Genomic DNA, 24,461 nt, shown 5'->3' with positions numbered 1-24,461 from the left:
GGATATTTCAGAAAAACATATGATAGATGCTATTTTAATTGACGATGATAAAAATTTACGAGAAGGAATGAAAAAACTTCTTGCACTGTTTGCACCCAACATACAAATTATAGGGGAGGCAGATAGTGTGGCAACAGGTGTTACAGCGATTGATACTTTAAAGCCACAAGTTGTTTTTTTAGATATTCAATTAAATGATGGTACTGGCTTTGATATTTTGGAAAAAGTTGCGGAGAAAAATAATGCCATCAATTCTAATATTGTTTTCATTACAGCTCATGAACAGTATGCTATTAAAGCATTTAGATTTAGCGCACTTGATTTTTTGTTGAAACCTGTAGATCCAGAAGAATTGCAAAAAGTAATTAAAAAAATTGAAGCTGTGGTAGAGAAGAAAAATGATTTTTCTCACATTGATTTGCTTTTGGAAAACATTAGAAAAAATGTGGACAATTTTAAACGCATTGCTTTATCGACTTCTGACGGAATTCATTTGTTTGATATAAATGATATTATTCGATGTGAAAGCACAGACAATTACACCAAGTTCTATATTAAAAACAATAAAACGGTTTTGATTTCAAAAACCTTAAAAGAGTATGAAGAGCTATTAGCCGAACACAACTTTGAACGTATACACCAATCGCATTTAATTAACCTTACATATTTGAAGTCTTATATTAAAAAAGATGGAGGGTATGTCGTTATGGAAGATGGCAGTCATTTGCCTATTTCTCAAAGAAAAAGAGAGCGACTACAACACATTTTGAAATCCATGTAGCGAATTCTAAGTGGGAACTAGTATATGCTCATTAACCGATATTTTAACAACAAAAGACATTTATATTTATTGAAAATTAAACACCATGAAAAAACTACTATTATTATTAGTTCTCGTTACTGGTTTTGCAAATGCACAAATTGTGAATATTCCTGATGCCAATTTTAAAGCAAAATTAATTTCACTAGGAATAGATACAAATACAGATGGAGAAATTCAAGAAACTGAAGCAGCGGCTGTAATGCCTATGCTAAACGTTTCCAGTTCACTTATTGCTGATCTAGAGGGAATTCAGTTTTTTACAAACATTACAAGTTTGATTTGTAACAACAATCAATTAAGTACATTAGACGTAAGCAGTAACACAAATCTAAATTTTGTGAATTGCAGTTCTAACGACTTGACTTCTCTAGACGTAAGTGCGAATGTTAATCTCACAAACTTACTAGCAAACAATAATAACTTGACCTCTTTGTCTTTACTGAATCATCCGAATTTAGAAGATTTATGGGTCGCTAATAATGATTTGACGTCCTTAAATATTTCAGGATGTACGGGGCTAAAAGAACTATTATGTGGCGAAAATGAATTGACAACTTTAAATGTGTCTGCAAATGTTTTATTAGAAGATTTGCAATGCGGAACCAATAACCTAAGTTCTTTAGATCTTTCTGCTAATACAAGCTTAACGAATTTAGATTGTGGTATGAATTCGTTAACGAGTTTAGATCTGTCTAATAATACCTTATTAACACAAATAGCATGTTGGAATAATTTGTTTACTACTTTAGATTTTACAGCTAATATCAATTTAACGGCATTGTATTTAATCAATAACCCACTGTTAGAAACCGTTTTTCTTAAAAATGGAAGCGATGAGAGCAGTAACATGGGAGCAGGTAGTTGGTTTGAAAATTGGATTACAGCTAACAATCCGAGTTTGAAGTATGTATGTGCAGACCAAGATCAAGTGGTCGAGATTCAATCATTTGCGGGATTGGACTATCCTGTAAATTCTTATTGTACTTTACCTCCGGGAGGTGATTATAATACCATCTCAGGAACGGCAAAATATGATGCAGCAGCAGACGGTTGTGATGTTATAGATTTAAATGTTCCTTATATGAATTTCTTAGTAGATTTAAATGGGACTTCAACAAACTCAACAGTGTATACCAATAGTCAGGGAATATATAATTTATATGTGGCACAAACGGGAACGTATTCTCTTACTCCTAATTTAGAAAATCCTAGTTACTTTACTGTGAGCCCATCTCCAGCAAATGTAGGAGTACCAGTAATTGACAATAGTACGACCCTGCAAGATTTTTGTGTAGTTGCAAACGGTGTGCATCCAGATTTAGAAGTAATTATTTCTCCTATCAACTTCGCAAGGCCAGGTTTTAATGCAAGATACCTGTTGGTCTATAAAAACAAAGGAAACCAAACCTTATCTGGAGATGTTTTGTTTTCATACGATGATACAGTGTTGGATTTTATTTCAGCAACAACTCCACCAGACAATCAGAGCACTGGCTCTCTTACGTTTAATTTTACAGACCTGCAGCCCTTTCAAAATGGTAGTACAATTATTACCTTGAATGTAAATGGACCAACAGAGACACCTCCAGTGAATATTGGTGATGTATTGACGTATAATGCAACTATAAACCCAATTACAGGCGATGAAACTCCAAATGATAATATATTTATTTATGACGAGATAGCTGTAGGCTCTTACGATCCTAATAATATAGTATGTATTGAAGGTGATGAGGTTCCTACGCTATTTATAGGGGAGTATTTACATTATGCAATTAATTTTGAAAATATAGGAACAGCTGCTGCGGAAAATGTTGTAATAACTACCGAAATTGATGCTACAGATTTTGATATTAACACACTACAAATTCTAAATGCATCTCACACTGTGGATGTGAGTATTATTGATAACCAAGTTACATTTTACTTCCAAAATATTCAATTAGATACAGGAGGCCATGGAAACATTCTATTGAAAATGATAACCAAAGGAGATTTAACGCCAACAGATAATGTTGAAGCGAGAGCAAATATTTATTTCGACTTTAATTTTCCAATAGAAACGAACAATGCTGAAACGACGTTTAGAGTATTAGGAACGAATGATTTTGATTTAACGGAAACAATTACAGTTGTTCCGAATCCAACCAAAGACATTGTTTTTGTAAAAGGGGACGCTTTAATTCAATCAATAACAGTGTATGATGTTCAAGGAAGGGCTGTGAAAGCAAAAGAGGTTTCAGAGGAGAATGCTTTTATCAACTTAGCAGATCTTAATGAGGGTGTGTACTTTTTAAAAATAAAAACAGAAGAAGGAACACAAATAAAAAGAGTTCTTAAAAACTAAAGCTAGGCTAACAAAAGAATGGTTTAAGTTTATGAAAAAGAAAAAACGAAAACCCCCACTCAATACGAGTGGGGGTTTTTAGAATTAAGTGAGTAGAGAAATAAGACTTCAGGTTGGATAAGTTAAAAAAAAGAGTTGTTAGTTATAAAAGTAGCAGATTCTATGTGTTGAAGTTTTTTTAATCTTCAATAAGCCTTTTGTTTGTTGTGAGTGAGTTCTGCTTATATGCTAGAAAGAAATCGGCAGGATGGTAACATAGATAATCTTCGTTAGTAGCCATTCGCTCAAATCCTTTCATCTTTTCGCAAGTAGGTTCACTCTTGAATCGCTCAGAATTGGCTTTATTTAAAACTGTATATACAAATTCGGAACAATACATACCTAATTCAGTATCTGGAGAGAAATCGAAATAGATGGTTTCTTTTTCTTGGCTCTCAATATATTTCTTGGCTCTTTTATATTCCTCTTTACTTATTGTAAATTCCCAAAACCGATTGTCTTCTGGATTTGGAGAGATCCAAAATTCGCTTAATGTTTCTTTCAGTAGTGCAGAATTAGCTTCATTTACTTCTCCATAACTTACATTATAAACAGGAGCATCTTTATCTGTACTAAATGCCACTCCTATGTGAGAAATTTTAATGTCACTTAGATTGTATTTTAATACTAAGTTACCCTCTTTAGAATCTGTATTTCTAGAAACGATATAGAGGTGTCCGTCAAAACCATCATTGTTTCCACAACCTGTTAGAAGCGGAAGCAACACAATGGCTATAATCCATAGAAGTTTATTTGTTTTCATAGAGAATATTAATATAAAAAAGGAGCGCTATGGCATAGCGCTCCTTTTTTTATGTTTTAATTTTATTTTTTATCAGGATCAGTATATGTATGTGCTGCTCCACTTGCTGAAATACCTGTAGCTACAGTGCCAGCCATAGTACCACCCACATCAGCTGCTGCAACAATTACCCATTGCCACCATTTTCTTTTCATGCTTACACCATCCTGTGTTTGAGATGAAGCTTTATTACCTGTGTTGTAGTAATTATTCCAAAAACAAGATGAGTTACGAGCAACAGAAGTAGAATAAAGAAGAAGCTTTTTTTCCTCTTGATTGAAATCATTACTGTTCATAATTCCACTTTCAAAACGCGCTAATTCAGAATCAAAATTAGTGTAGTTTGGCTCTTTTTCTGAGTTTCCTTCACGAAGCATAAAGTCAATTAATTGCTTTAAACGGTCTTTTACTTCTCTAGAAGTATCTATGTTGTCAATCATTCCATGGAAGTTGTTTTCAAAATCACGCATTCCATCTATTAATACTTGAGGATTTGTAGCCTTATGTGAGTCTCCAAATTTTTGACGGTAGTTGTTATTACTAAGAGCCATATCGTCTATCGTTAATGCTAGTCTAGATAAGTCTCTTATTCCTTCTGGATATTCGTTCACGAAAGTTTGGATAATTTCGTTGTGTATTTCACCCACATAATTATAAGGGTTGTCAGAAACGATGAAACAGTCATTTAAATTTGTTCTGTCTGCAGTTACAGTCTGAACAATATTGGCTTCTATTGGAAGAGATTCGTTGTCTTTAGAGCATGAGTATAAAACCATACCTGCTACTGCTACTAATGCTAATTTTAGAATATTTTTTTTCATAATTACTTTGTTTAATTGCGTTTTAGTTTTTACACCTACTCTTTGCGATTTTCGGTAATATTCTCATAAAATGACTCGGGTCTTTTTTTTTTAATGTCGTTGTACAACCATATCGACGTTGGATGATCAATCCATTTTTGATCCCTGTTTTGCTTTCACTTACTATTTGTTAATAAACTTTAACTTGTTTTTAAAATAGTAGAGATTACCAGTAGGGGTATCAGTATAATTTGAATGTGATACATAGGGTTAAATTCCATCTAGTAATCGCACTATTTATCTTAGTGTTACCAGAAGGAAAAGTTTGTTACCCTATTTTTTTAATTTTTTTTTGAAGAGAAGAAAAATGATTGCGCAAAATGCAATTCCCCATAGCCATGTAAATTTTGACTTTTGAGGGAGAAAAGAAACGGGGTCTGTATTACCTACAATGATGTATGGAGCCCAGTAATAAGGAGATTTTTGGGATAATGTGTGAGAAGTTAGATAATTTAATTTTGCATTTCGTAATGCTTGAGATTTAGACATTCCTTTTTCTAAATTTTTATAAAAACCGCCAAGAATTGTCGTTGCACTTTTATCATTTACGTTCCATAAAGAAGAAACAACAGCATGAGCACCAGAGTAAAAGAAACCTCGTTCTAAACTAAGGACACCTTCCCCTTCAGAAACTTCACCAACAGCTGTGTTACAAGAGCTTAATACCACTAATTCTGCATTGTTAGGAGCAGTATATAATTCTGTTAATGAAACAATAGAGTCGTTAAATGCAATCCATGGATTTTTTGTAGCATTAGCATGCGTGGCTAGGTGTACGATTTGATATTGTCCATATTCTTTTAAAAATTGGCTTTTTGTAGCTTCACTTCGGAAGTAAAAATCTCCTTTAACATGCTCTTCTATGTGTTCCATCTCTTGTTCTGAATAGCTGAGATTATCCAGCGAAGTGTTCGGAAAAGTGATGGGGGAGAACGAAACAAAACCCTTTGTCGCCAAACGAGTCAACGAATTATTATGAAGCTGAAAGGAGGCGGAATACACATAACTTATTTCGTGTTTTTCAATTAAATAAGTTTGTGAGGCTTTTTCTGTAATAAGCGATTCAAAAGGAATACTTTGCATATGACCATCGGGTATAATAATCAAGTGCTTATCTTTTATAAAATGTTGAATGACTTCCGAAGGAAAAAGAGTGCGATACAACTCATTTGAAATATTAATAAAATGACTGCGATCTTCTTTCTTATCAAAAGGTTTTGAGATAGCTTCTCTATACTTTAAAACTAGATTTTTTAGACGAGATAGGTCCTTAATGAGATAAGCACGTGTTTCAGTTTGGGAAACCAACAAAACATAGGCATTACTCATAAATTCATCCGCTTCATTCCACGTAATTGAAACGAATACTTTAGTAGTGTCTAATGTTTTTTGTATGGTAGAAAGCTTGAATACCTTTGCCTGATTTTTCGATAGGAAATGGGAGGGAAATTTTTCAGCTAAAGTTTCTTGAAAAGATCGATATGCTTCTTTAAGTTGAAATAAATCCCGTTCCATCGAATCTTTTTTTGCTGAATCTGTTAGTTCGTTTATTCCTTTTTGAGCGGTTACAATGTTTTTGCGAAACTGAAGATCAATTGGAAGAATAGAATCGGGGAGTTGTTTCTTTTTAGCATTTTCTAATACACTTGTAGTGAGTAAAAAAGCTTTGTTTTTTTCAGCATAATGAAAAAATAAATCTCTGTCATCCATTAAATACGCACAGTGAATTAATTTAGCATAGATATCTGAAGCGGTTTTTCGCCAATGAAATTTAGAAGCGACTTCTGTGCTTTCTTTCAGTAAAAAATCAATTACTTCATCGGCAATCTTTAAATTTTTAAAAGCCTTTTTTACTACAATAGAATCATTAAATTCATCATTCATCCCTAAATAAGAAGTCGATTTTAAAAGCAATGCACGCAACACAGAATATTTATCGGGCGTATTCAATAAAGATTCTATGGTTGGGAAACTGTCTGAAGAATTGTTCATTTTACTTACATAAGAGACTGTTTTATGGCTCTCAATAAGTGCTTTTTGGTATTGCTTTCTTTTGATGTGAAAAGACGCTAAATTGTTGAAAGTTCGAATTGCTTCTCCCTCATTTTTAAAGTATCTTAAGGCTTTTTGATAATAATAATAAGCACTATCTTTTTTAGCTGAATCATACAGGTTTCCTAAGTTGGAATAAAGGTTGGCAGCATTTTTATCATCATTAGACGAAAGGGCAATTTCAAGGGATTTGCCCAAGTATAGTTTTGCTTTTTGGAAATCGAATGTTTCGTCATTATGAAAATAAGAAGCTAAACTACTGTATAAAGCATATTGATCTAATTTTGGCAACTGAGTCTCTTCACTAAGCTTCAGTGCTCGGTTAAGGGCTTTGAATTTTTCTTGAAGACTTTCAGAAGTATTTATTTGCTCATAGATGTTAGACAATTGAATAAGGCTACGGATGGTTGTTATAGGGTCGTTGGCTTTCTCCAGTGCTGCAATTCCGAAGCGATAGAAATCAACCGCTTTGTAATAATCTCCTTTGGCAAAATAACTTCGTCCAATTTCACAATAAGATCTACCCTTAGTTTGATTTGAATGATTTAGGTCCACAATTTTTTGATGCATAAATGCTGCACGTTCAAAATCATCATTTTTATAATAGAAGCGCCCTACATTGTACAATGCCTGAACATATTCATTGCGGTCAAGTTTGTTTTTTTCAAGGATTTCTATTTCAACAAATCCGTAGGCAATTGCTGCCTCGTAGTCGTTAGCACTATATTTTTCTATTGAATGTTTATGGGCAATTTTTACGGCTTCTTGATAAGCTTGTTTCGTAATTGCAAGATTTATAAGGCTATCCGTTAACAAATCTCGATGTACATCTTCTAATTTGCTGTCTAAGTTTTGATAGTCATTAAAATACGTTTGGCTATATGTATTGCTGTTCATAAGCAGTACATATAGCCAAACTAAAATATAAAAAATGTTTTTTTTATTCGATATCAGCACAAGTCATGTCAAGCGCGATACGTTGTACATCATCTCCAGTTTCCACAGGAGTATCGCTCTCTTTTCCTTGGCACCAGACACCTTCCTCACCACAATAAAACTCCCAAGTTTCAACATCTTCGTTTTCACAAACGTACCAATCTTTTAAGAACTTAATTTCCATGTAACGGGTTCTTATGGCATGTTTGTCGGCATTACTTAGCCCTTTTCTCCATATTAGGAGGAGTTCTCTTGAATCGCCACCTCTATTTTGTGTAACCGTTGCTTCTAGGGGTTCATCAAAAAAAGTTTCTTCGGTTTCTTTACTGCAGCTTAAAGCTGTGATTAAAAGTACGACAATACTAATAGATTTTAAAAATTTCATAGAAAACAATTTTAAGGTTTATACCCCACTGTTTAAGAAACCTTCATTTTGTTACCCAATCTAATATAATCTTTTATTTTTGTTATTACAATAGTATGCTTATGACAGATAGTGCACATTTTCTAAAAGCTTTAGAAAGCGGTAATTCTAATGAGATTCGTATTTTGTATCAAACTAGTTTTCCTAAGATTAGGGCTTTTGTCATGAAAAACAAAGGCAACGAATATGATGCAGAAGATATTTTTCAGAAAGCATTATTACAAATTGCAGTGCGTTATAAAAAGGAAAAATTCATTATCAAGAAAAGTTTTGAAGGTTATTTGTATATCGTTTGTAGAAATTTATGGCGTAGAGAATTAAATAAATCAAAAGGAAGGGTAACAAAAGATAACTTAGAGGAACATTATGAAGAGAGCACAGATATGGCGCTTGCATTGATGGAACAAAAACGTTGGGAACTCTTTGAAGAGAAATTGACTGAGATTTCAGAAAACTGTAGAAAAATTCTAACATTGTTCTTCAATAAAGCTTCGTATGCTCATATGGTAGAAGTCATGGAGTATAATTCTGAAACAGTCGCTAGGCAACGTGTTTTTAAATGCAAGGCGAAATTAAAACAATTGATTTTAGGAGATAAGCGCTCTAATGTATTAAAACAGTTATGAAACAGACAAATGAGTATCTTATAGCGGCTTATTTAAGGGATGAATTTTCAACCCCTGAAGAAGAAATGGAGTTCAAAAAACGTCTTGCACAAGACTCTGAATTTCAAGAAGAACTAGCTTTTGAGCAAGAATTGTTTGACACGTTCCAAGAAGACCGTTGGGCAAGCACTTCTGAAGCATCCTCTAGCAAGGTAAATACCTATGAAAAATGGTTTGAAGAAGAACCTATAGAAGACTGGAAAGAAACCATTTCTAGCGCAATAAAACCCACTTCTGAAACACCTGTGATTCCTATAAAATCTAGAAAAAATTGGATGGCAGTTGCTGCAATGATTTTGGTGTTGTTAATTCCTATTTATTTTTTAATGAATAGAGATGTTACTCCTGAAGAATTGTATGCAAATCATGTAAATCTTAAGGACCTTCCCACATTTGTAGTTCGAGGCGATTCCGATGCACAAAATTTAAATAAATTAGCGCAACAACAATTTGAAGCAAGAGATTTTGTAAAAAGTACTGAAACGCTGAAGCGTTTTATTACGCAACATCCAGATCCTGATGCGGTTTTGTATATCTATTTAGGTCTTTCACAATTGGAGCTCAATCAGTTTGAAGACGCTGAGAATACATTTGTAAAATTACAACAACTTGATGCTATTGAATCGGAACGAGCGTATTGGTATTTAGCATTGCTGCAAACTAAAAAAGGAGCTTATTCAGAGGCGAAAAAGAAATTAAATGAAGTAATATCGAATCAATATTTTGGATATCAAGAAGCGAAGAACCTCTTGGAAGAAATTCCAGAGTAATGAAGTTGAAATATAATAAAACAAACCCCACTCATTTTTGAGTGGGGTTTTTGATTTAAGTATAGCAGACAAAAGCATCAATCAATACTCCTAGCTTCTGCACGATCATTTCTTCATCTCATATATAATACTGTAAGGTTCCAGAATTAATATGAATTCTATTTCCAGCAGGCACTGCTAACGTATTTAGAAAGCTGTTTCCAATTAAAAAAATAGAGAAATGATACTATTTAGGAACACAAGGGTGCTTATTAAAACTGTAACGCCAATAGATAAAAAATTTCGCTATGTTTATTTAAAGTAACCTCGCTTTTTTCAATTCAAATTCAAATTCTTTTCCATCTCTCGCTACTTTAATTACTATTTGATCAGCCTCTTTTGGTATAATACCATTGTTGAAAAACGTACACTTATTTTTAGTAGTGATGTTGGTGAAATCAATCGTGTTTATTTCTAATACTTGGTCTCCAAGTTCTAATACTTTTGATGCTTCTGTATCTTTATATATAAAATCTACAAACACCTTGTTTTTATTAAAATTAGAGTTGAAACCAAAATGATTTACTTCTGTATTAAGAGCAGTACCTTGTTGAATCATTTTGACCTTTTTTGTTTTTCTATAAATAGTTGTAATTTAATCGGGTGGTACTTCTATACAAACTGTTGGAAGTACTTCCAGACCAATTAATAAACCGAAAAAGAAAAACAATGAAAAAAATTCTATTCTTAACAGGAGATTTTACAGAAGATTATGAAACAATGGTTCCCTTTCAAATGCTTGAGATGGTAGGGTATGTAGTTCACACAGTTTGCCCAGACAAAAAAAAGGGAGATGCCATTAAAACCGCCATTCACGATTTTGAAGGAGACCAAACATATACAGAAAAACCAGGGCATAATTTTATATTGAATTACAGTTTTGATGAGGTGATTGTTGAAAATTATGACGGTTTGGTCATTGCAGGAGGAAGAGCTCCAGAATATTTAAGACTCAATAAAAAAGTGCTTGAATTAGTACAGTATTTTTTCAAAACCAATAAGCCTGTCGCTGCCATCTGCCACGGAATTCAGATTTTAACCGCTGCAGATGTTGTAAAAGGAAGAAAGCTAACAGCCTATCCTGCAGTAGGGCCAGAAGTAACCCTAGCTGGAGGAGAATTCCAATCAATCCCTGCAGATGGCGTGTATGTAGATGGTAATCTTGTCACCTCTCCTGCTTGGCCAGCACACCCAAGTTTTATACGAGAATTTTTAAAAATAATGGGAGCTACCGTTAAGATTTAAGTTGTAGCCCACGAACCTTATTTCCTATAGACTAGGAACTAAAAACCCACTCATTTTTGAGTGGTTTTTTTTATTTAAAACAATTTTGATTGAAGCCTCTTTGGAATGAGGAAATCCGTAACAAATTATCCAGAAAAGGTGTTTTATTTGTAGGGTTGGGAATATTATGAATCCGTTTATCTGAGGTACTTTTAATGTCTAGAAGAAAACAAATGAAGAGAGTTAGCTCTTCCCATACAAACACGATTCTAAAATCAGGAAACAGTCCATTCTGTATTTAATCCATAAATATTTAGTTACTTTTATACATCCCCATTGGACGCTCTGTCGCATGGGGATTTTTAAGGAAAACCTCTTGTTTTAGTGAATACTTAGTCGAAAAAAGAGCCCCTTTAATGTGCGTAGAACCTTATATAATGCATTTAAGAAAAACAGATTATGAACGAGATTATATGTCCAAATTGTAAAAAAGCTTTTAAAGTTGACGAAGCTGGTTTTGCCGACATCCTGAAACAAGTTAGAGACCATCAATTTGAGGAAGAACTAAACAATAGACTGGCACTTGCTGAAAAGGAGAAACAAAGCGCTGTTCAACTTGCTGAAGCAAAAACAAAAAATTCATTTCAAGAAGCATTGGCAAAAAAAGACAGAGAACTAAGTCTATTAAAAGCCAATAACGCTACCGATCTTGCTGAAAAACTAGCCAAAAAAGAAACAGAAATCGCTACCATGAAATCTCAAATACAACAGGCAAAGATTCAGAAAATGCTAGATGTTTCCGAAGCAATAAAACAAATTGAAAAAGAACGTGACAATCTCGCAAATGACCTAAAAATTAAAGAAACACAAACCCAACTCCTTGAAAAGTCTATTAAAGAACAGTTTACCAATAAACTAATCGTGAAAGATGAAACCATCAAAATGAAAGATGATGAAATTGCGCGATTAAAAGATTTTAAGCAGAAACTTTCCACAAAAATGGTGGGTGAAACTCTGGAACAACATTGTGAAACGGAATTCAACAAACTGAGAGCAACTGCTTTTCAACATTCCTACTTTGAAAAAGACAATGATTCAAGAGGCGGGAGTAAAGGCGATTTTATTTATAAAGAAACGGATCCCGCAGGGAATGAAATCATTTCAATTATGTTTGAAATGAAGAATGAAAATGATGAAACTGCGACTAAGAAGAAGAATGAAGATTTTTTCGCTAAACTGGATAAAGATAGAAATGATAAAAAATGCGAGTACGCGGTATTGGTGTCTCTTCTTGAAGCTGAAAATGAGTTCTACAACACTGGCATCGTAGATGTATCGCACAAATACAATAAAATGTATGTGGTACGTCCTCAATTTTTTATTCCTATTATTACCCTTCTTCGGAATGCTGCTATGAATTCAATGGAATACAAGGCTGAATTAAATTTGATGAAAAATCAAAACATTGATATTACCAATTTTGAAGATAAAATAAATACGTTTAAAGAAGGCTTTGCAAGAAATTATGACTTGGCGAGTCGTAAATTTAAAACAGCGATAGATGAAATAGACAAAACCATTACCCATCTTCAAAAAACCAAAGATGCTTTGTTGTCTTCAGAAAATAATCTGCGCTTGGCAAATAATAAAGCGGACGATTTAACCATAAAAAAATTAACGTATGGAAACCCAACTATGAAAGAAAAGTTTGACCGACTTACAGACGAAACAGTCTAAACAACTTTCTAAAAAAGGAAACAGTCGCTTCTTTTTGAACACATAAAAATTTTAGCCATATATTTATACAAGCTCATTTAGCGCACTTTATGATGAGGTTTTATGACATAGACTCCGTTTTTAGTTGAAAGAGCAGATGGATTATAGAATTCCTTCGTAGTTACAACACAAAGCGTAGCCAATTAAAAAAATATGAACAAACTATTAAAAATAGGGTGCTTTTTAGGGATCTTTTCACTTATTGCTTGTGAATTTGACACTAAAGTGCCTGCAGACGAAACAATCCCCACAACCCGAAAAGAAGAGGTACCACTCACAAAACAATTTAGTGACTATTGGTATTCTGGAAAAGCAGAACTAAATAGCTATGCACTGAAACAATCTCGCTATGGAGAAATCCGTGAAGGGGAAGTGGTTTTGGTATTTGTAACCGAACCCTTTTCGCAAAGCAAACAGGTGAAATTAGATCACCCTCAGGATGCCGGAGAAGATAATGTGTCTGTTTTAAAAGTAAACAACATCAGAAAATTCAGCACAGGAATTTATGATTACTCAATTGTCACTTCTACGTTTACACCCGTTAGTGCTATAAACTACCCGCACACCTTAAAACTGAATACCAGCATTCAAGAATGGTGCGGACATACCTTTACACAACTAAATCTCAAAGAAAATGCCTATCAGGTCCAAGAGTTTTCTTATTTTGAAAAAGACGGCGATACCGAAACAACCATTCCTGTAGCGCTTCTAGAAGACGAGCTCATGACACGAATTCGATTGCATGAAGGGAAACTTCCCTTAGGAGAAATTGATTTAATTTTTTCAACGATTTACAGTCGTTTTGCGAATCAGGAATTGAAACCCACCAAAGCTACCATTAGCAAAACAGAATTGGACACCACCGTGATTTATACCATTGACTACTTGAGTTATGCTAGAAAGGTTGCGATCACTGTTGAAAAAGAATTCCCTTATAAAATCCTTTCCTGGACAGAAGACGATGGCGACGGATTACTCACAGAAGCTACCTTGAAAAAAAGTATCAACGAACCCTATTGGAACCAGAAAAAGGTGGAAGATGAAGGGAAGCGAGAAGAACTAGAATTGCTCCAATAAAAGAGGAGCACCCCTTTAAAAACAACAAAACAGGGTTTTTCCTGTTGGTTCCTTAAATTTTTTGAATTATATTTATAAATCCCTAGGCAACAACCTGTTGCGTAGGGATTTTTTGTTTAGGATACTTTTTGTTTTTGTCGAGAAACTTAATTGATAAGAAATTAAATAGTATTTAATAATACTTGTTGGGTATTTTAAAAGCAGAGTTCTTTAACAGTTTTATATTACTAACCAATAAAAAGCAACCGATGAAAAATTATTTAATACTATTGATTCTCCTCCCTTTAATTACATTTTCTCAAGAAAATAACTATTTGGTTGAAAATGGGCAGTATTATTTTACCAAATCACTAAATGCTGCAGATTCTCAAGAAAGAATTACAGGGTTAAACGGAAAATTAGAAATTAAGAAAAAGCACATTATACAGATTGTAAATTTTGATGGCAAAAATGTTTCATATCGATATTTGACTTTTGATGATGAAGGACTAAAAAAGTTATATAATGAAGATAATGAAACGCTGACAATGACTATTGAAGATTTCAGTTTCTATACTAATAAATATTTTTCAAGATTAAGAGAATGGAAAGTTGGAGCTTATACAGTCCCTATAAGAATAAGATCAGAGAATGAAAATTTTGAATTTGAATCTAATTTATCACTAGGAGCTAATATTGCTAAAGGAATTAATTTTAGCAGATATGGCGATTTAGGGTATGCAGAATTATCATTTGGTATTAGTCTTACAAAAGTTAATTTGACAGAAGATAATAGTGATATTAAAACGGTTAACCCTGACTTAAATACCTTATCGCAAAGTGCATTGACAACATCTTTTGGATTAGCAATTCACTTAGCAAAAAATGTAAACTTTGGACTTTTCTATGGATGGGATTTTCTTGAAGGCTCTGACCAAGAAAAACTAAAGTGGATTCACAACAAAAAACCTTGGCTTGGCTTTGGAATAAACGTCAACTTTAACTCAAATGATTCAAGTAATATCAGTAACACAAATACGCAAAAAACCAATAAATAAGCATAACCTTCTCATACCCACTTTTTATAGCGTTTATATACAAATCCCCTCAAAAAAAAACAAAACAGGAGTTTTCCTGTTGAAAACCTAAAAATTTCACCTTATATTTATAAAACCCCCACACAACACCAAGTTGCGTGGGGATTTTTTATACCAAAAAAATAGTGATAAAAGAGGGGAGCCACTTCCATCAAATAAAACCCTTTGTGTATCTGCTTCTTGTTATTACAACAATTATGATATTTGGATTTTCAGTGTTTTCTTTTTTTCTATCCTAACACACCTTAAATATCATAAATTCCCCTTCTAACTGACACATTTTCATGTTCCCTCACACACCATACCTACCGGTAATAAAAGAATGGTACGTAAGTATAGCAAGGAGCTACAACTCTTTTTTAGGGTTAAGCAAAGTGTGTTTCTGGTTCCTTCCGTTCTTTGGCGTGGTTTTCGCGGGTAGGATGTCAGATATTGAAACTAAAATGGTGGCTGCGTAAGAAGTATGTAAAACCCATTTTTTAAATTAAAAAGAGTATGACTCAAGTAAAAGAGAACAACACAGTAAAAGTACATTACACAGGTAAATTAGCCGACGGACAAGTTTTTGACAGTTCTGAAGGAAGAGAACCATTACAATTTACCTTAGGACAAGGACAAATGATTCCTGGTTTCGAAAAAGGTGTGCTAGACATGAAATTAAATGAAAAGAAAACCATTACAATTGCTGAAGCCGAAGCATATGGCCCAGTTAATATGGACCTAAGACAAGAAGTAAATAAAAGCCACCTTCCGCAAGATATTGCGCCAGAAGTAGGGATGGGACTTGTTTCTAAATCTCCAGACGGACAAGAAATGAATTTATTGGTTGTAGAAGTTAAAGAAGAAAGCGTTGTTGTAGACGGTAATCATCCTTTAGCTGGTAAAGACCTTGTTTTTGATCTTGAAGTGGTTGAAATTAAATAAGCAGCCGTTACAAAAGAATAATTGTAAGGAAACTTAGAACATACAGAAAAGCCCTTGCTACACATAATGTAGCAAGGGCTTTCTTTTTTTATTAAAAATTACACCTATAACATTGGCATAATAACTTTGCTTAAAGAATATCTTTTAACAAATGTGAGAGTTCTAATTGAAACAACGTACCTTCAATAAGATCTTTCGCCTCTCGTAACTCTGCATGACTCAAAGCGAGACTAACCTGAGTAGCAGGAGTACTTACAAGATATGAATTGCATTTGGATCCTTTTCTACAATCATCGCATAAAGGCGGATGACGAAAGACCGTGTTGATTTGCTTGGCAAATTGTACTAATTCTTCAGAAGTTAAAAACAACCCAATATCTTTAAATACCAATTGGATTTTTCGGTAATCTCTTGCAGCAGTGCGTTTCCATTGAAAAGCAATTCCGAAGCTATTGTAATAAAGCGTATTTATATCTTCCAAAGCAATTATTTTTATAAAATAGTGTACGTTTTAAGTACTTTCATCGCGGCTAACACCTCTGAAATTGCCGTTGTCATCGAAGCTGCCGAAATGGTCGCTCCCGAAATAGCATCTATGTTTTCACCATAGTTTACAGCATCGTCTGGAGATAAACCAATAAACTGTTTTAACCATCGCTGACTCCCAATTTGGCGTCCGTAGTCTTCACGATAAATTAATACCTTCGATTTCTTTACCGTTACTTCAGGTGTAAACATCACAATGTAATCGAACACCATTTTTTTACTTGGTGCTTCTCCTAAATACAAATAGCCCAATGTTTCAGTGTTACTTTTTAACTTAAACAAATGATTAACGCCTAATTCAGCTTTCACTTCTTTTTGAACAGCTTCAGAAACGGTTATCTGTTCCATCGTAAATTCAGGAACATTATAAGTCTCCTTTACAGATTTTTCAATTTTAGTCTGAATCACTTTCGGAATTTGTTCCGAAGAAAAAGAAACCAAAACTACAACGGCGAGTGCCACCGTTGTAATTTTTAAAATGAATTTGGCAAACATCATGAGGCAATAAATTTCTCAATAAGTTCACGAATTTCAGCTTCCGACGAATCATTATTTAATTTGTAGAAATGCATAAACATTGGCGAATCTTCAACACTCTTTTTCAACGTAAAAGCACCTTCTCTGTCATATACTTCCGCCCAAACTTTACGCACCTTTTTCCAAAGTTTTTTGTTCTCTTTCCACCAGTCTTGCGCTACTTTACAGTCTTCGTCCGGTAACTTTGTATAGGTATTATATCCCTTTTCCTGCGCTAGCAATACATCTTCTTCTCCGTCGGCACGAACCACTTTATTGTTGTCTTGTTCGTGCATCCAACCGTAACTTGTAATTTCTTGACGGTTTCCCCGCTCCATTACATTGTAATCGCTTCTTTTGCTGTATTCACGTCTTGGCAAGGGTGAAGAGGCAGTGTTTTCCCAGTAATGTTTCCCATCGGCGTGAATCCATGTGGCAGATCCTGAATACCTCGGACTATCATCTACTTGATATACTTTTTGTGTCCATTGTCCTTTTACTTCGTCTTCAGGAAGGGAGGTAAATACCCAAGAGTTGTCTTTGTCGTAGTAAAAAACATCTTTGTTCTCGTAGTCCCAGTCTTGACGCCAATGCTTAATTACCATCGAGTCATTTACAATTAGTAAATGCTGTAACGAAATATGATCTTTGCTATCCTCAATCGCTTCAGCCCATTCTAAGGCGTAGGCGGTATAGTCTAGTTTTTTCTCATAATCAATTTCTGGCGCAAAAGTTTCGGTGTATTTAAACGTTACTTTGTAACAGCCACACATATCCTTTATCGACTGTCTGTCCAAATCTTTTTTACTTTGTGCAAATACGCTTATTCCTGAAAGCAATAAAACGGCTAATACATAAAATGGTTGTTTCATAATTTCTCTAGTTTAAAATCAATTTTTTTGTAATACTGTTGGTTCCTGATGTAAAAGTGACCACATATAGTCCCGATTGTAATGCGGAAAGGTCTAGTTGTTTGTTGTTAAATCCTGTTGTCATTGCTTCGGAAAATACCTTAGCTCCGTTTAATGCGTAGATATCAATGTTAGATGCTTCGGAAACTGCCGTACTTGCATCATATACGATGGTAAGTTGTTTGTTTGTAGTCGGATTCGGATACATTCCGAAGGAAACCCCTTCTGAAACAGTTTCAAAACCTAATACATCTGAAACATCCTCAAAATTGAAGGTAATATTCCCCGTTGAAGAACCTTCAAAATCATTAAAAACAAGGCGGTACACCGTACTTTCATCGTATTTAATATAATACGCCATCGCATCATTTACCTCGTATGCACTTCCGTTAAATGACTTCCAGTCATACCCAATCGTATTAATAGCTTCCAAATAATCCAATCCATTTGGATCGCCACCGCCAGTAATTTCTTCATTTTGTGCAACAGTAACATTCGCACTGTGTAAAACACCTGTTACATTGTAGAACATTCCGCCTCCTAAATCAGTAACATATTTAGTAAAGACCATATCCCAAGCAGTATCTGCTGGCTCCGCAATTACTTCTTCATTATTTTGTAAAGAGTAGTAGTTGTATCTGTTATCAGGATTGCTAGAATTTGCAACGGTTTGTGTGGTTTCTCCTATCCAAGCAGTTCCATCCCAAGTAGCATATTTAAAGGTGTAACCTCCAAAATAATCTTCATTAATGAACTTTTTGTAGGTTCCATCCGCATACTTCAATACAAAAACGATAGTCCCTTCTACGTGATGTGTTACCGGATTGTATTCACCCCAGCCGTACGATGCCGAACCTTGCATAAATGCACCATTGTCCCAATTTGTATCATCATTGTAAAGAGGAGTCCAACTTGCTTCATCGGCAATATCAATTGTATTCCAGTCTGAAGCACTATCGGCAGCTTCAAATACCTGAATTCCAATTCCGGCGTTTACACGAATTCCAATATTTTGACTGCTGTTACGTAAAAAGGCGATGTCCCAGCTGTTGGCATCAAAAGAAGTGGCTGTTTCCGAAGCAAAACTGTAATACACTTCGTTGGTATAACCTGATCCCATAGAAAGGGTGACGGCTGTTTGTTGTGCGGTTGCTGCAAAACCAGTAACGGTAAGTACAACGAATAGTAAGAATTTTTTCATAGTGTTTGTTTTTAGTTTGTTGATTTATTGTAAAAGATTGTATTTAAATTCTGGAAACCCGCGTTCCCCATTTTCGTTGAGTAAGGAGGTAAATTTTAATTTGTATAAATTTCCGTTCGCGTCTTTTAGGATGTAAAAAATAGTATCGATAAGCACTTTATCATCGTTGATGACATCGCGCCACGTACTTCCAATCACACGTTGGTCTTGCTCAAAATTATTCAGAACCACATCCGAAGCCGAAAAAGTATCGTAATCGAACGCAGTTGTTTCCACACTGTAAGCGGTGACGCCTCCCTTGCTGTTGTGCAACACACCGTCTGAAAAACCATACGATCCGGCACCGTCTATAATGTTCGTAAACACGGTAAAATTGAGATCCCATTGATCGGCTCGTGGTTCGGCAGTAACCACATTTTCAGTATCAAAACTGAAGAATGTAAAATTATACCCTTCATTTTTTGAAATCACAACCTCTTCATGTGTCGTATCGTTGAGGTTTGCATATTGCAACAGGTAATCATCTCCTTGACGCAACACTCTAATTTTTTTCCAACCTCTTGCGCTTCCTGCAACAGCCACACTTCCTGGTTCTGGAGCATCTGTTCCAACGGTGTATCCTAGATTTACGAGATATACTTTGTTTTCAGCTTCGGTAGCGCTAATGGAAGCAATGGCTGTTTTTGTAATTGCCCCATCGGGATGATCTATGTACGCAACATTGTCGGGATCAAAGGTTCCTACAGCAACTTGTGGTTGTAAATCGGTTACATCAGCTTCCGATATAGCATCGATGTCGGTACTTTCTAATTGGGCAGTTGCCATATAAATTGCACCGTTAATACCTACTCGAAACTCATCTCCTGCGTAAAAACCTAAGTCCCAAGTGTCTCTTTGTACCACCGTTTCAGCTTCACTGCTTAAATCGATATACACTTGGTTTTGCTGATTGGGTCCACCAACATTCGGGCTATATCCTGTTCCTAATGCAGGCGTATTTCCAAATAAAAACCGCGTATTTCCCTGTATTACAGAAGAAGGGTAATGTATTGCTGAAATGTTTAATTCTATCGTTACCGTTTCGTCTAGCGTCGGATTAAGTTTGTTGAAAACAATGCTTTTTCCATTTTCTGAAGCTTCAATAGGAAGTGTAATTGTACTTCCTTCCGCAGCAGGTTCGGTGGTAAAATCGACCCCATAAATGGCATTGGTCGATACGATTGAAACTTCAAAACTTCCCTGTACCGTAGCAGTTTCAGAATACACCAACGAAAGGGTTTTAGAGGTTTCTATATCGCTAATATTTGCAGAAAGATTTTCAAAAGCGACCACAAAAGGAGTTGCAGTGGTTACCGAATCATCTTCACTACACGAAATAAATAAAGCCGCTGCGAGCAAGCATAAAAAAGCAGGTTTTAATTTTAGTGAAAACGGTTTCATAGTGATATGTTATAGGTTAGTTTTAAAAAGAAAGACCTTCCGTAGCCCAACGGAATTTGAGTTGCAGGACTGTTATGAGCTCCGCCTTCAAAAGCGGTTGTATTTACAGCCGTGATGTCGAAAATATTCCGAGCGCCTAGGGTCGTGGTTAGTTTTTTGCTGAAAAATGATTTGTTGATCGTTGCATCCAACCAACTATACGCTTCAGTGGTTCCGGCAACAAATTCTTGATTTCCTTCATCATTTGTTTTTTCTACAAATTGTTGTTGTTCGCCAATATGCTTAAAGAACAACGAAAAAGTAGTTCGGTATTTGGGAAGGGAATACGACACATTTGCATTCAGCTGAAGGTTGAATAAAAAGTCATCATTGCTGTCTGTCCTGCTGTCTAAAACTTTCGAGATTCCTTGCACAGAAGCGCCTAGTTGTCCTTTAAAGTTTCCGAAGTAAATTTCATTTTCAGAAAAAGCACCAATCGCCTTATAATTGTCAATGTTGCTGTATTGATACGCCAACGGATTTTGTTGTACTACGATAAGTTCGATGCGATCTTGTAGGCCTAAATAGTTAAAACTAAGCTTGTTTTTAAGTCGAATTTTCCCTTCGGAAAGTGTTGAATTTTTCTTGATGTGTAAAAATGTAGAGATCCCTTTTTCGGGATTCAGTTCGGGATTTCCTTGTACGTTATGATTCACATCCACAAAATAGGTGTAGAGCTCATCATAACTAGGGGTTCTGTTTGCAGAGCCAATAATACCGCGGACTTCCCAATCATCTCCCAAGGTTTGTTTTGCACTTAAAGAACCAATATATTGAGTGTCGAACAAATTACTGAAAGACACACGAGCGCCAGGGCGTAGCGATAATCGCTGGGTAAGTTGCCATTCTGAAGCTGCGAAAAAATCGTAATTATCGAGTTTTTGAGTAATTTCTTCTTCGCCGGGTGCAATCACAATGGCTACGGACGAGCCTGTCCCTTTTTCGTTGGTTAACTCGTATCCTAACTGAAGGTTTGCCGTTTCAGTTTGAATAATATTACTGAAGGTCCCTCGTGAAAAGAACGCACTTCTACTTTGGTACTCGCCCTCTTCAACATTTTCTCTTTGTTGCCTACGAATGTAATATGTGTAACGCTCTAAATCTTTAGTTTGTTCTTGGTACGATACAGAAATGTTGTAAGGAATTTTCGAAAACAAACTTCCGGAAGCATTCAAATGATGGTAAAAACGATTGTTAGTGTATATTTCATCTTGCGCTGTCGGATTGGTGGTTGCTGTCGCCGGATTTTCATTAAGGTCAACATTCTCACTAAAATTATCGATGGTTTCCGTTAAGTAATCAAAACGATAAAACAATTTGATATTTTCTTTTTCGTACGACAAAACTGCTTTTGCATTGTGTTGCAATTTTGGAAGCCACTCATGACCCCGAAGTCCGTCGTTCGCATCGTAATTCTCGCCTTGTTTGTCGTTCCAAAATCCGCCAAAATCATTACGGGTAAAAGAAGCATTGGCATAGAAGTTTTCCGAAAAATTATGCCCAATTTTTAGGGTTTGAATATGGCGGCCTTTGTCAAACCATTCGTATTCGCTCCCAATGGTCTCTTCTTGAACCGAAGCTGTAATGTCCCAGTCGTTTTTAGACCCTTTTTTGGTGATAATATTGATAATTCCTGAAACCGCATTGGCGCCATATTGAACCCCCATGGCACCTTCCACAATTTCAATGCGCTCTATGTCTTCGATGTTAATAAGGGTAAGATCTGTGTTGTTACCGACGCCTTCTTCATTAATAATTGGAATGTTATCCATTAATACTTTAAAATACTGCCCGTCTAATCCAAAAAGGCTCACGCCACTTTTCCCTGTAGCTGTGTTTGGAGTGATATTTATATTAAGTGTGCTATTTAAAACATCGGCGAGATTGTTTCCTCCTTGACGCTCTATATCGCTACGAGAAATCACTTTTACTTCCACAACCGATTTAGACACAGCTTGCGGATTCAGTTGCCCGGTTACCACTACTTCGTTCAGTTTTTCAACGGTGGTTGTGTCTTTAATAGGCTGATTTTGAGAAAACACACGAATGGTAGAGAGTGTAAAAAGAAGTAAAAAGCTTGTGTTTTTCATCGCATTTTAAATTGTTCGATGCAAAACTATAACATTATTCTTATTTAGAATAAATAAAAATAATGTTTTTTTTGTTTATTTTTTAATTCAATGATATCCGCGCCTTTATGAAGTGATAAGGGCTTTTTTTTAAAAACAAAATATTAGATATAAAAAAAGAGCTGCATTTTGTGCAGCCCTTTTACGTTGGTATGGAAGAAGAATTTAGTACTGATCTTTCAAATTTTTCAGCATAATTCCAGTCATTTCATCTAAGGAGACTTTATGTTCCCACCCCCAGTCTTTACGGGCCTCGGTATCGTCAATACTTTGTGGCCATGAGTCGGCAATTTCTTGTCTAAAATCAGCTTCATACTCAATAGAAAAGTCGGGAAGGTGCTTTTGAATACTCGCTGTTATTTCTTCAGGATTAAAACTAAGTCCGGCAAGATTGTATGAATTGCGAACATGAATGTCAGATTCGTCAGCTTCCATAATGTTTACGGTAGCTTGTATTGCATCATCCATAAACATCATAGGTAAAGTAGTTTCAGCATTTAAAAAGCAGATATATTTATTGTGTTTCAATGCTTTGTGGTAAATATCTACCGCATAATCTGTAGTTCCGCCACCAGGCATTGTTTTGTAGCTAATTAAACCAGGGTATCGAATACTTCGAACATCGACACCATATTTGTTGAAGTAATATTCACACCAGCGTTCCCCCGTTTGTTTGCTAATGCCATATACGGTAGAAGGTTCCATAATGGTTCGCTGTGGGGTATTTGTTTTCGGAGTTGTGGGTCCAAAAACAGCAATACTTGAAGGCCAAAATATTTTTTCAATTTTATTATCCTTCGCCAGATTTAGCACGTGAAACAGTGAATTCATATTCAAATTCCATGCTTTCATTGGAAATTTTTCAGCAGTTGCCGAAAGCATTGCAGCCATTAAATACACATCGGTAATTTCGTGTCGTATTACAACATCTTGAATGGCATTATAGTCCATTGCGTCTAATATTTCGAAAGGACCGCTCTCCATCAACTCTTGGTTTCCTTCTTTTATATCGCTCGCAATTACTTTATGGCTTCCGTGCTTCGAACGTAGATATGCAGTAAGTTCAGTTCCTATTTGACCTGAAGCTCCAATGATAAGAATTCTTTTTTTCATAAAATGGGTATTATGCGGGGCAAATATAGCGATATTCTCTCCTAATTCTTTCTTAAATATACCCTACAATGCCATGATAAAAATTATATTTGCACCACAATGCGCAGCTTATAATGAAGTTTTTACCTCTTCTTATTATTTTATCAACCTTGTTGTTGGTTTCTTGTGAAAATACTTCAGAAGATAACGTTAGCAATCAAGATGTTAAGACTACTTCTTCTCTCTTCGGAAGTAAAAAAACCGTATTCACATCACTTTCTGAAAATGCCAAAATGTACATGATGCAATGGGGTGCTTTTGAAGATTTTGAAAAAGAAGCAAAAAATTTAAACGGAAGCACGATTGAAAGTCTTAAAGAAAAAAGTGAGCGACTTGTATTGCAGGTTGATTCCCTTTCCAAGCGAATTCCAGATACCTTAAAAACAGAGGCAATAACTTCAAGAGTGATGGTTGTAAAAACAAGGGCTTCTATATTAAAGCAAGAGCTATTTATGGGACAAGTAGACTCTGCTCGATTGCAAACACAAATTGCTGAAATGAATACCGCAACAAACAACTTAATTATTCAGATAAACGAGAAGTTTCAGAAAGACAATATCGATTTTCAGCGAAAAGATGATGAAAAGAAGGAGTTAGAAAAACAAAAACAATTTTTAGACTCAGTCTATCAATCTGAACTAAAAGATAATTTATCCAATTAAGTGTAACGAAATAAAAATAAAACTACTTATA

Annotated in this window: 22 protein-coding genes; 10 read left to right on the top strand and 12 right to left on the bottom strand. The window is 35.1% G+C overall.

The features are described 5' to 3' along the window. The first annotated feature begins 19 nt into the window (after positions 1-19). Positions 20-781, top strand: coding sequence for a LytR/AlgR family response regulator transcription factor (locus BLQ00_RS03510; protein ID WP_093140571.1), 762 nt, complete (start codon positions 20-22; stop codon positions 779-781). A gap of 85 nt (positions 782-866) precedes the next feature. Next, the gene (locus BLQ00_RS03505; RefSeq protein WP_093140569.1) at positions 867-3,170 is read left to right on the top strand and encodes a T9SS type A sorting domain-containing protein; all 2,304 of its coding nucleotides are present in this window, start codon (positions 867-869) and stop codon (positions 3,168-3,170) included. A 178-nt stretch (positions 3,171-3,348) separates the two neighbouring features. Here BLQ00_RS03505 and BLQ00_RS03500 read toward each other — a convergent pair whose 3' ends face one another. The 4 genes from BLQ00_RS03500 to BLQ00_RS03485 form a co-directional block, all read right to left on the bottom strand. Continuing rightward, positions 3,349-3,972, bottom strand: a complete 624-nt coding sequence (locus BLQ00_RS03500) for a hypothetical protein (RefSeq protein ID WP_093140567.1) — start codon at positions 3,970-3,972, stop codon at positions 3,349-3,351. Positions 3,973-4,034: 62 nt separating this feature from the next. Further along, positions 4,035-4,832: a hypothetical protein gene (locus BLQ00_RS03495; protein ID WP_093140565.1), complete on the bottom strand. Its 798-nt coding sequence runs from the start codon at positions 4,830-4,832 to the stop codon at positions 4,035-4,037. 312 nt (positions 4,833-5,144) lie between these two features. Beyond that, positions 5,145-7,820, bottom strand: coding sequence for a CHAT domain-containing protein (locus tag BLQ00_RS03490; RefSeq protein ID WP_093140563.1), 2,676 nt, complete (start codon positions 7,818-7,820; stop codon positions 5,145-5,147). A 43-nt stretch (positions 7,821-7,863) separates the two neighbouring features. After that, complete coding sequence (locus BLQ00_RS03485) at positions 7,864-8,244, bottom strand: hypothetical protein (RefSeq protein ID WP_093140561.1); 381 nt, start codon at positions 8,242-8,244, stop codon at positions 7,864-7,866. A gap of 101 nt (positions 8,245-8,345) precedes the next feature. On the opposite strand from BLQ00_RS03485, the gene BLQ00_RS03480 reads away from it, so the two are divergent. Both BLQ00_RS03480 and BLQ00_RS03475 read left to right on the top strand, forming a co-directional pair. After that, on the top strand, positions 8,346-8,909 hold the full coding sequence (locus BLQ00_RS03480) for an RNA polymerase sigma factor (protein WP_093140559.1): 564 nt from the start codon (positions 8,346-8,348) through the stop codon (positions 8,907-8,909). Then, the gene (locus tag BLQ00_RS03475) at positions 8,906-9,718 is read left to right on the top strand and encodes a tetratricopeptide repeat protein (protein ID WP_093140557.1); all 813 of its coding nucleotides are present in this window, start codon (positions 8,906-8,908) and stop codon (positions 9,716-9,718) included. The genes BLQ00_RS03480 and BLQ00_RS03475 overlap by 4 nt, the downstream gene beginning before the upstream one ends. A 295-nt stretch (positions 9,719-10,013) precedes the next feature. On the opposite strand, the gene BLQ00_RS03470 is transcribed toward BLQ00_RS03475, so the two are convergent. After that, on the bottom strand, positions 10,014-10,316 hold the full coding sequence (locus BLQ00_RS03470) for a PDZ domain-containing protein (RefSeq protein ID WP_093140555.1): 303 nt from the start codon (positions 10,314-10,316) through the stop codon (positions 10,014-10,016). A gap of 110 nt (positions 10,317-10,426) precedes the next feature. Here BLQ00_RS03470 and BLQ00_RS03465 point away from each other — a divergent pair, with 110 nt between their 5' ends. From BLQ00_RS03465 to BLQ00_RS03445, 5 genes are all read left to right on the top strand, one after another. After that, positions 10,427-11,002: a DJ-1/PfpI family protein gene (locus BLQ00_RS03465; RefSeq protein WP_093141898.1), complete on the top strand. Its 576-nt coding sequence runs from the start codon at positions 10,427-10,429 to the stop codon at positions 11,000-11,002. Between the two features lie 438 nt (positions 11,003-11,440). Further along, positions 11,441-12,718, top strand: a complete 1,278-nt coding sequence (locus tag BLQ00_RS03460; protein ID WP_093140553.1) for a DUF2130 domain-containing protein — start codon at positions 11,441-11,443, stop codon at positions 12,716-12,718. 192 nt (positions 12,719-12,910) lie between these two features. After that, entirely contained in the window at positions 12,911-13,834 is a 924-nt protein-coding gene (locus BLQ00_RS03455) for a hypothetical protein (protein WP_093140552.1), read from the top strand. Positions 13,835-14,082: 248 nt separating this feature from the next. Then, complete coding sequence (locus BLQ00_RS03450; RefSeq protein WP_093140550.1) at positions 14,083-14,871, top strand: hypothetical protein; 789 nt, start codon at positions 14,083-14,085, stop codon at positions 14,869-14,871. A gap of 534 nt (positions 14,872-15,405) precedes the next feature. Next, positions 15,406-15,834 (top strand): FKBP-type peptidyl-prolyl cis-trans isomerase, encoded by a 429-nt coding sequence (locus BLQ00_RS03445; protein WP_093140548.1) that lies wholly within the window; start codon positions 15,406-15,408, stop codon positions 15,832-15,834. 130 nt (positions 15,835-15,964) lie between these two features. Here the strand turns inward: BLQ00_RS03445 and BLQ00_RS03440 are convergent, their stop codons facing one another. The 7 genes from BLQ00_RS03440 to BLQ00_RS03410 form a co-directional block, all read right to left on the bottom strand. Continuing rightward, positions 15,965-16,315, bottom strand: coding sequence for a hypothetical protein (locus BLQ00_RS03440; RefSeq protein ID WP_093140546.1), 351 nt, complete (start codon positions 16,313-16,315; stop codon positions 15,965-15,967). An 11-nt stretch (positions 16,316-16,326) separates the two neighbouring features. After that, positions 16,327-16,878, bottom strand: a complete 552-nt coding sequence (locus BLQ00_RS03435; RefSeq protein ID WP_093140544.1) for an FMN-binding protein — start codon at positions 16,876-16,878, stop codon at positions 16,327-16,329. Further along, complete coding sequence (locus BLQ00_RS03430; RefSeq protein WP_093140542.1) at positions 16,875-17,768, bottom strand: DUF6607 family protein; 894 nt, start codon at positions 17,766-17,768, stop codon at positions 16,875-16,877. The genes BLQ00_RS03435 and BLQ00_RS03430 overlap by 4 nt, the downstream gene beginning before the upstream one ends. A gap of 7 nt (positions 17,769-17,775) precedes the next feature. Then, positions 17,776-19,008 carry a T9SS type A sorting domain-containing protein gene (locus BLQ00_RS03425; RefSeq protein WP_093140540.1) on the bottom strand — a complete coding sequence of 411 codons (1,233 nt, stop codon included), beginning with the start codon at positions 19,006-19,008 and terminating at the stop codon, positions 17,776-17,778. Between the two features lie 24 nt (positions 19,009-19,032). Next, positions 19,033-20,448, bottom strand: coding sequence for an HmuY family protein (locus BLQ00_RS03420; RefSeq protein ID WP_093140538.1), 1,416 nt, complete (start codon positions 20,446-20,448; stop codon positions 19,033-19,035). After that, complete coding sequence (locus tag BLQ00_RS03415) at positions 20,445-22,577, bottom strand: TonB-dependent receptor plug domain-containing protein (protein WP_093140536.1); 2,133 nt, start codon at positions 22,575-22,577, stop codon at positions 20,445-20,447. Before BLQ00_RS03415 ends, BLQ00_RS03420 begins: the two co-directional genes overlap by 4 nt. A 204-nt stretch (positions 22,578-22,781) precedes the next feature. After that, positions 22,782-23,729, bottom strand: a complete 948-nt coding sequence (locus BLQ00_RS03410) for an NAD-dependent epimerase/dehydratase family protein (protein WP_093140534.1) — start codon at positions 23,727-23,729, stop codon at positions 22,782-22,784. A 113-nt stretch (positions 23,730-23,842) separates the two neighbouring features. On the opposite strand from BLQ00_RS03410, the gene BLQ00_RS03405 reads away from it, so the two are divergent. Then, positions 23,843-24,430, top strand: coding sequence for a hypothetical protein (locus BLQ00_RS03405; protein ID WP_093140532.1), 588 nt, complete (start codon positions 23,843-23,845; stop codon positions 24,428-24,430). Positions 24,431-24,461 lie beyond the last annotated feature (31 nt).

The organism is Ulvibacter litoralis, from assembly GCF_900102055.1.
GTDB classification, from domain to species: Bacteria; Bacteroidota; Bacteroidia; order Flavobacteriales; family Flavobacteriaceae; genus Ulvibacter; species Ulvibacter litoralis.
This window is presented reverse-complemented; position numbering and strand designations above follow the sequence as displayed.

Excerpts from the sequence above, each read along its gene's own strand:
- BLQ00_RS03510 (WP_093140571.1), top strand. The coding sequence starts at position 20 with ATGATAGATGCTATTTTAATTGACGATGATAAAAATTTACGAGAAGGA.
- BLQ00_RS03505 (WP_093140569.1), top strand. The coding sequence starts at position 867 with ATGAAAAAACTACTATTATTATTAGTTCTCGTTACTGGTTTTGCAAAT.
- BLQ00_RS03500 (WP_093140567.1), bottom strand. The coding sequence starts at position 3,972 with ATGAAAACAAATAAACTTCTATGGATTATAGCCATTGTGTTGCTTCCG.
- BLQ00_RS03495 (WP_093140565.1), bottom strand. The coding sequence starts at position 4,832 with ATGAAAAAAAATATTCTAAAATTAGCATTAGTAGCAGTAGCAGGTATG.
- BLQ00_RS03490 (WP_093140563.1), bottom strand. The coding sequence starts at position 7,820 with ATGAACAGCAATACATATAGCCAAACGTATTTTAATGACTATCAAAAC.
- BLQ00_RS03485 (WP_093140561.1), bottom strand. The coding sequence starts at position 8,244 with ATGAAATTTTTAAAATCTATTAGTATTGTCGTACTTTTAATCACAGCT.
- BLQ00_RS03480 (WP_093140559.1), top strand. The coding sequence starts at position 8,346 with ATGACAGATAGTGCACATTTTCTAAAAGCTTTAGAAAGCGGTAATTCT.
- BLQ00_RS03475 (WP_093140557.1), top strand. The coding sequence starts at position 8,906 with ATGAAACAGACAAATGAGTATCTTATAGCGGCTTATTTAAGGGATGAA.
- BLQ00_RS03470 (WP_093140555.1), bottom strand. The coding sequence starts at position 10,316 with ATGATTCAACAAGGTACTGCTCTTAATACAGAAGTAAATCATTTTGGT.
- BLQ00_RS03465 (WP_093141898.1), top strand. The coding sequence starts at position 10,427 with ATGAAAAAAATTCTATTCTTAACAGGAGATTTTACAGAAGATTATGAA.
- BLQ00_RS03460 (WP_093140553.1), top strand. The coding sequence starts at position 11,441 with ATGAACGAGATTATATGTCCAAATTGTAAAAAAGCTTTTAAAGTTGAC.
- BLQ00_RS03455 (WP_093140552.1), top strand. The coding sequence starts at position 12,911 with ATGAACAAACTATTAAAAATAGGGTGCTTTTTAGGGATCTTTTCACTT.
- BLQ00_RS03450 (WP_093140550.1), top strand. The coding sequence starts at position 14,083 with ATGAAAAATTATTTAATACTATTGATTCTCCTCCCTTTAATTACATTT.
- BLQ00_RS03445 (WP_093140548.1), top strand. The coding sequence starts at position 15,406 with ATGACTCAAGTAAAAGAGAACAACACAGTAAAAGTACATTACACAGGT.
- BLQ00_RS03435 (WP_093140544.1), bottom strand. The coding sequence starts at position 16,878 with ATGATGTTTGCCAAATTCATTTTAAAAATTACAACGGTGGCACTCGCC.
- BLQ00_RS03430 (WP_093140542.1), bottom strand. The coding sequence starts at position 17,768 with ATGAAACAACCATTTTATGTATTAGCCGTTTTATTGCTTTCAGGAATA.
- BLQ00_RS03425 (WP_093140540.1), bottom strand. The coding sequence starts at position 19,008 with ATGAAAAAATTCTTACTATTCGTTGTACTTACCGTTACTGGTTTTGCA.
- BLQ00_RS03420 (WP_093140538.1), bottom strand. The coding sequence starts at position 20,448 with ATGAAACCGTTTTCACTAAAATTAAAACCTGCTTTTTTATGCTTGCTC.
- BLQ00_RS03415 (WP_093140536.1), bottom strand. The coding sequence starts at position 22,577 with ATGAAAAACACAAGCTTTTTACTTCTTTTTACACTCTCTACCATTCGT.
- BLQ00_RS03410 (WP_093140534.1), bottom strand. The coding sequence starts at position 23,729 with ATGAAAAAAAGAATTCTTATCATTGGAGCTTCAGGTCAAATAGGAACT.
- BLQ00_RS03405 (WP_093140532.1), top strand. The coding sequence starts at position 23,843 with ATGAAGTTTTTACCTCTTCTTATTATTTTATCAACCTTGTTGTTGGTT.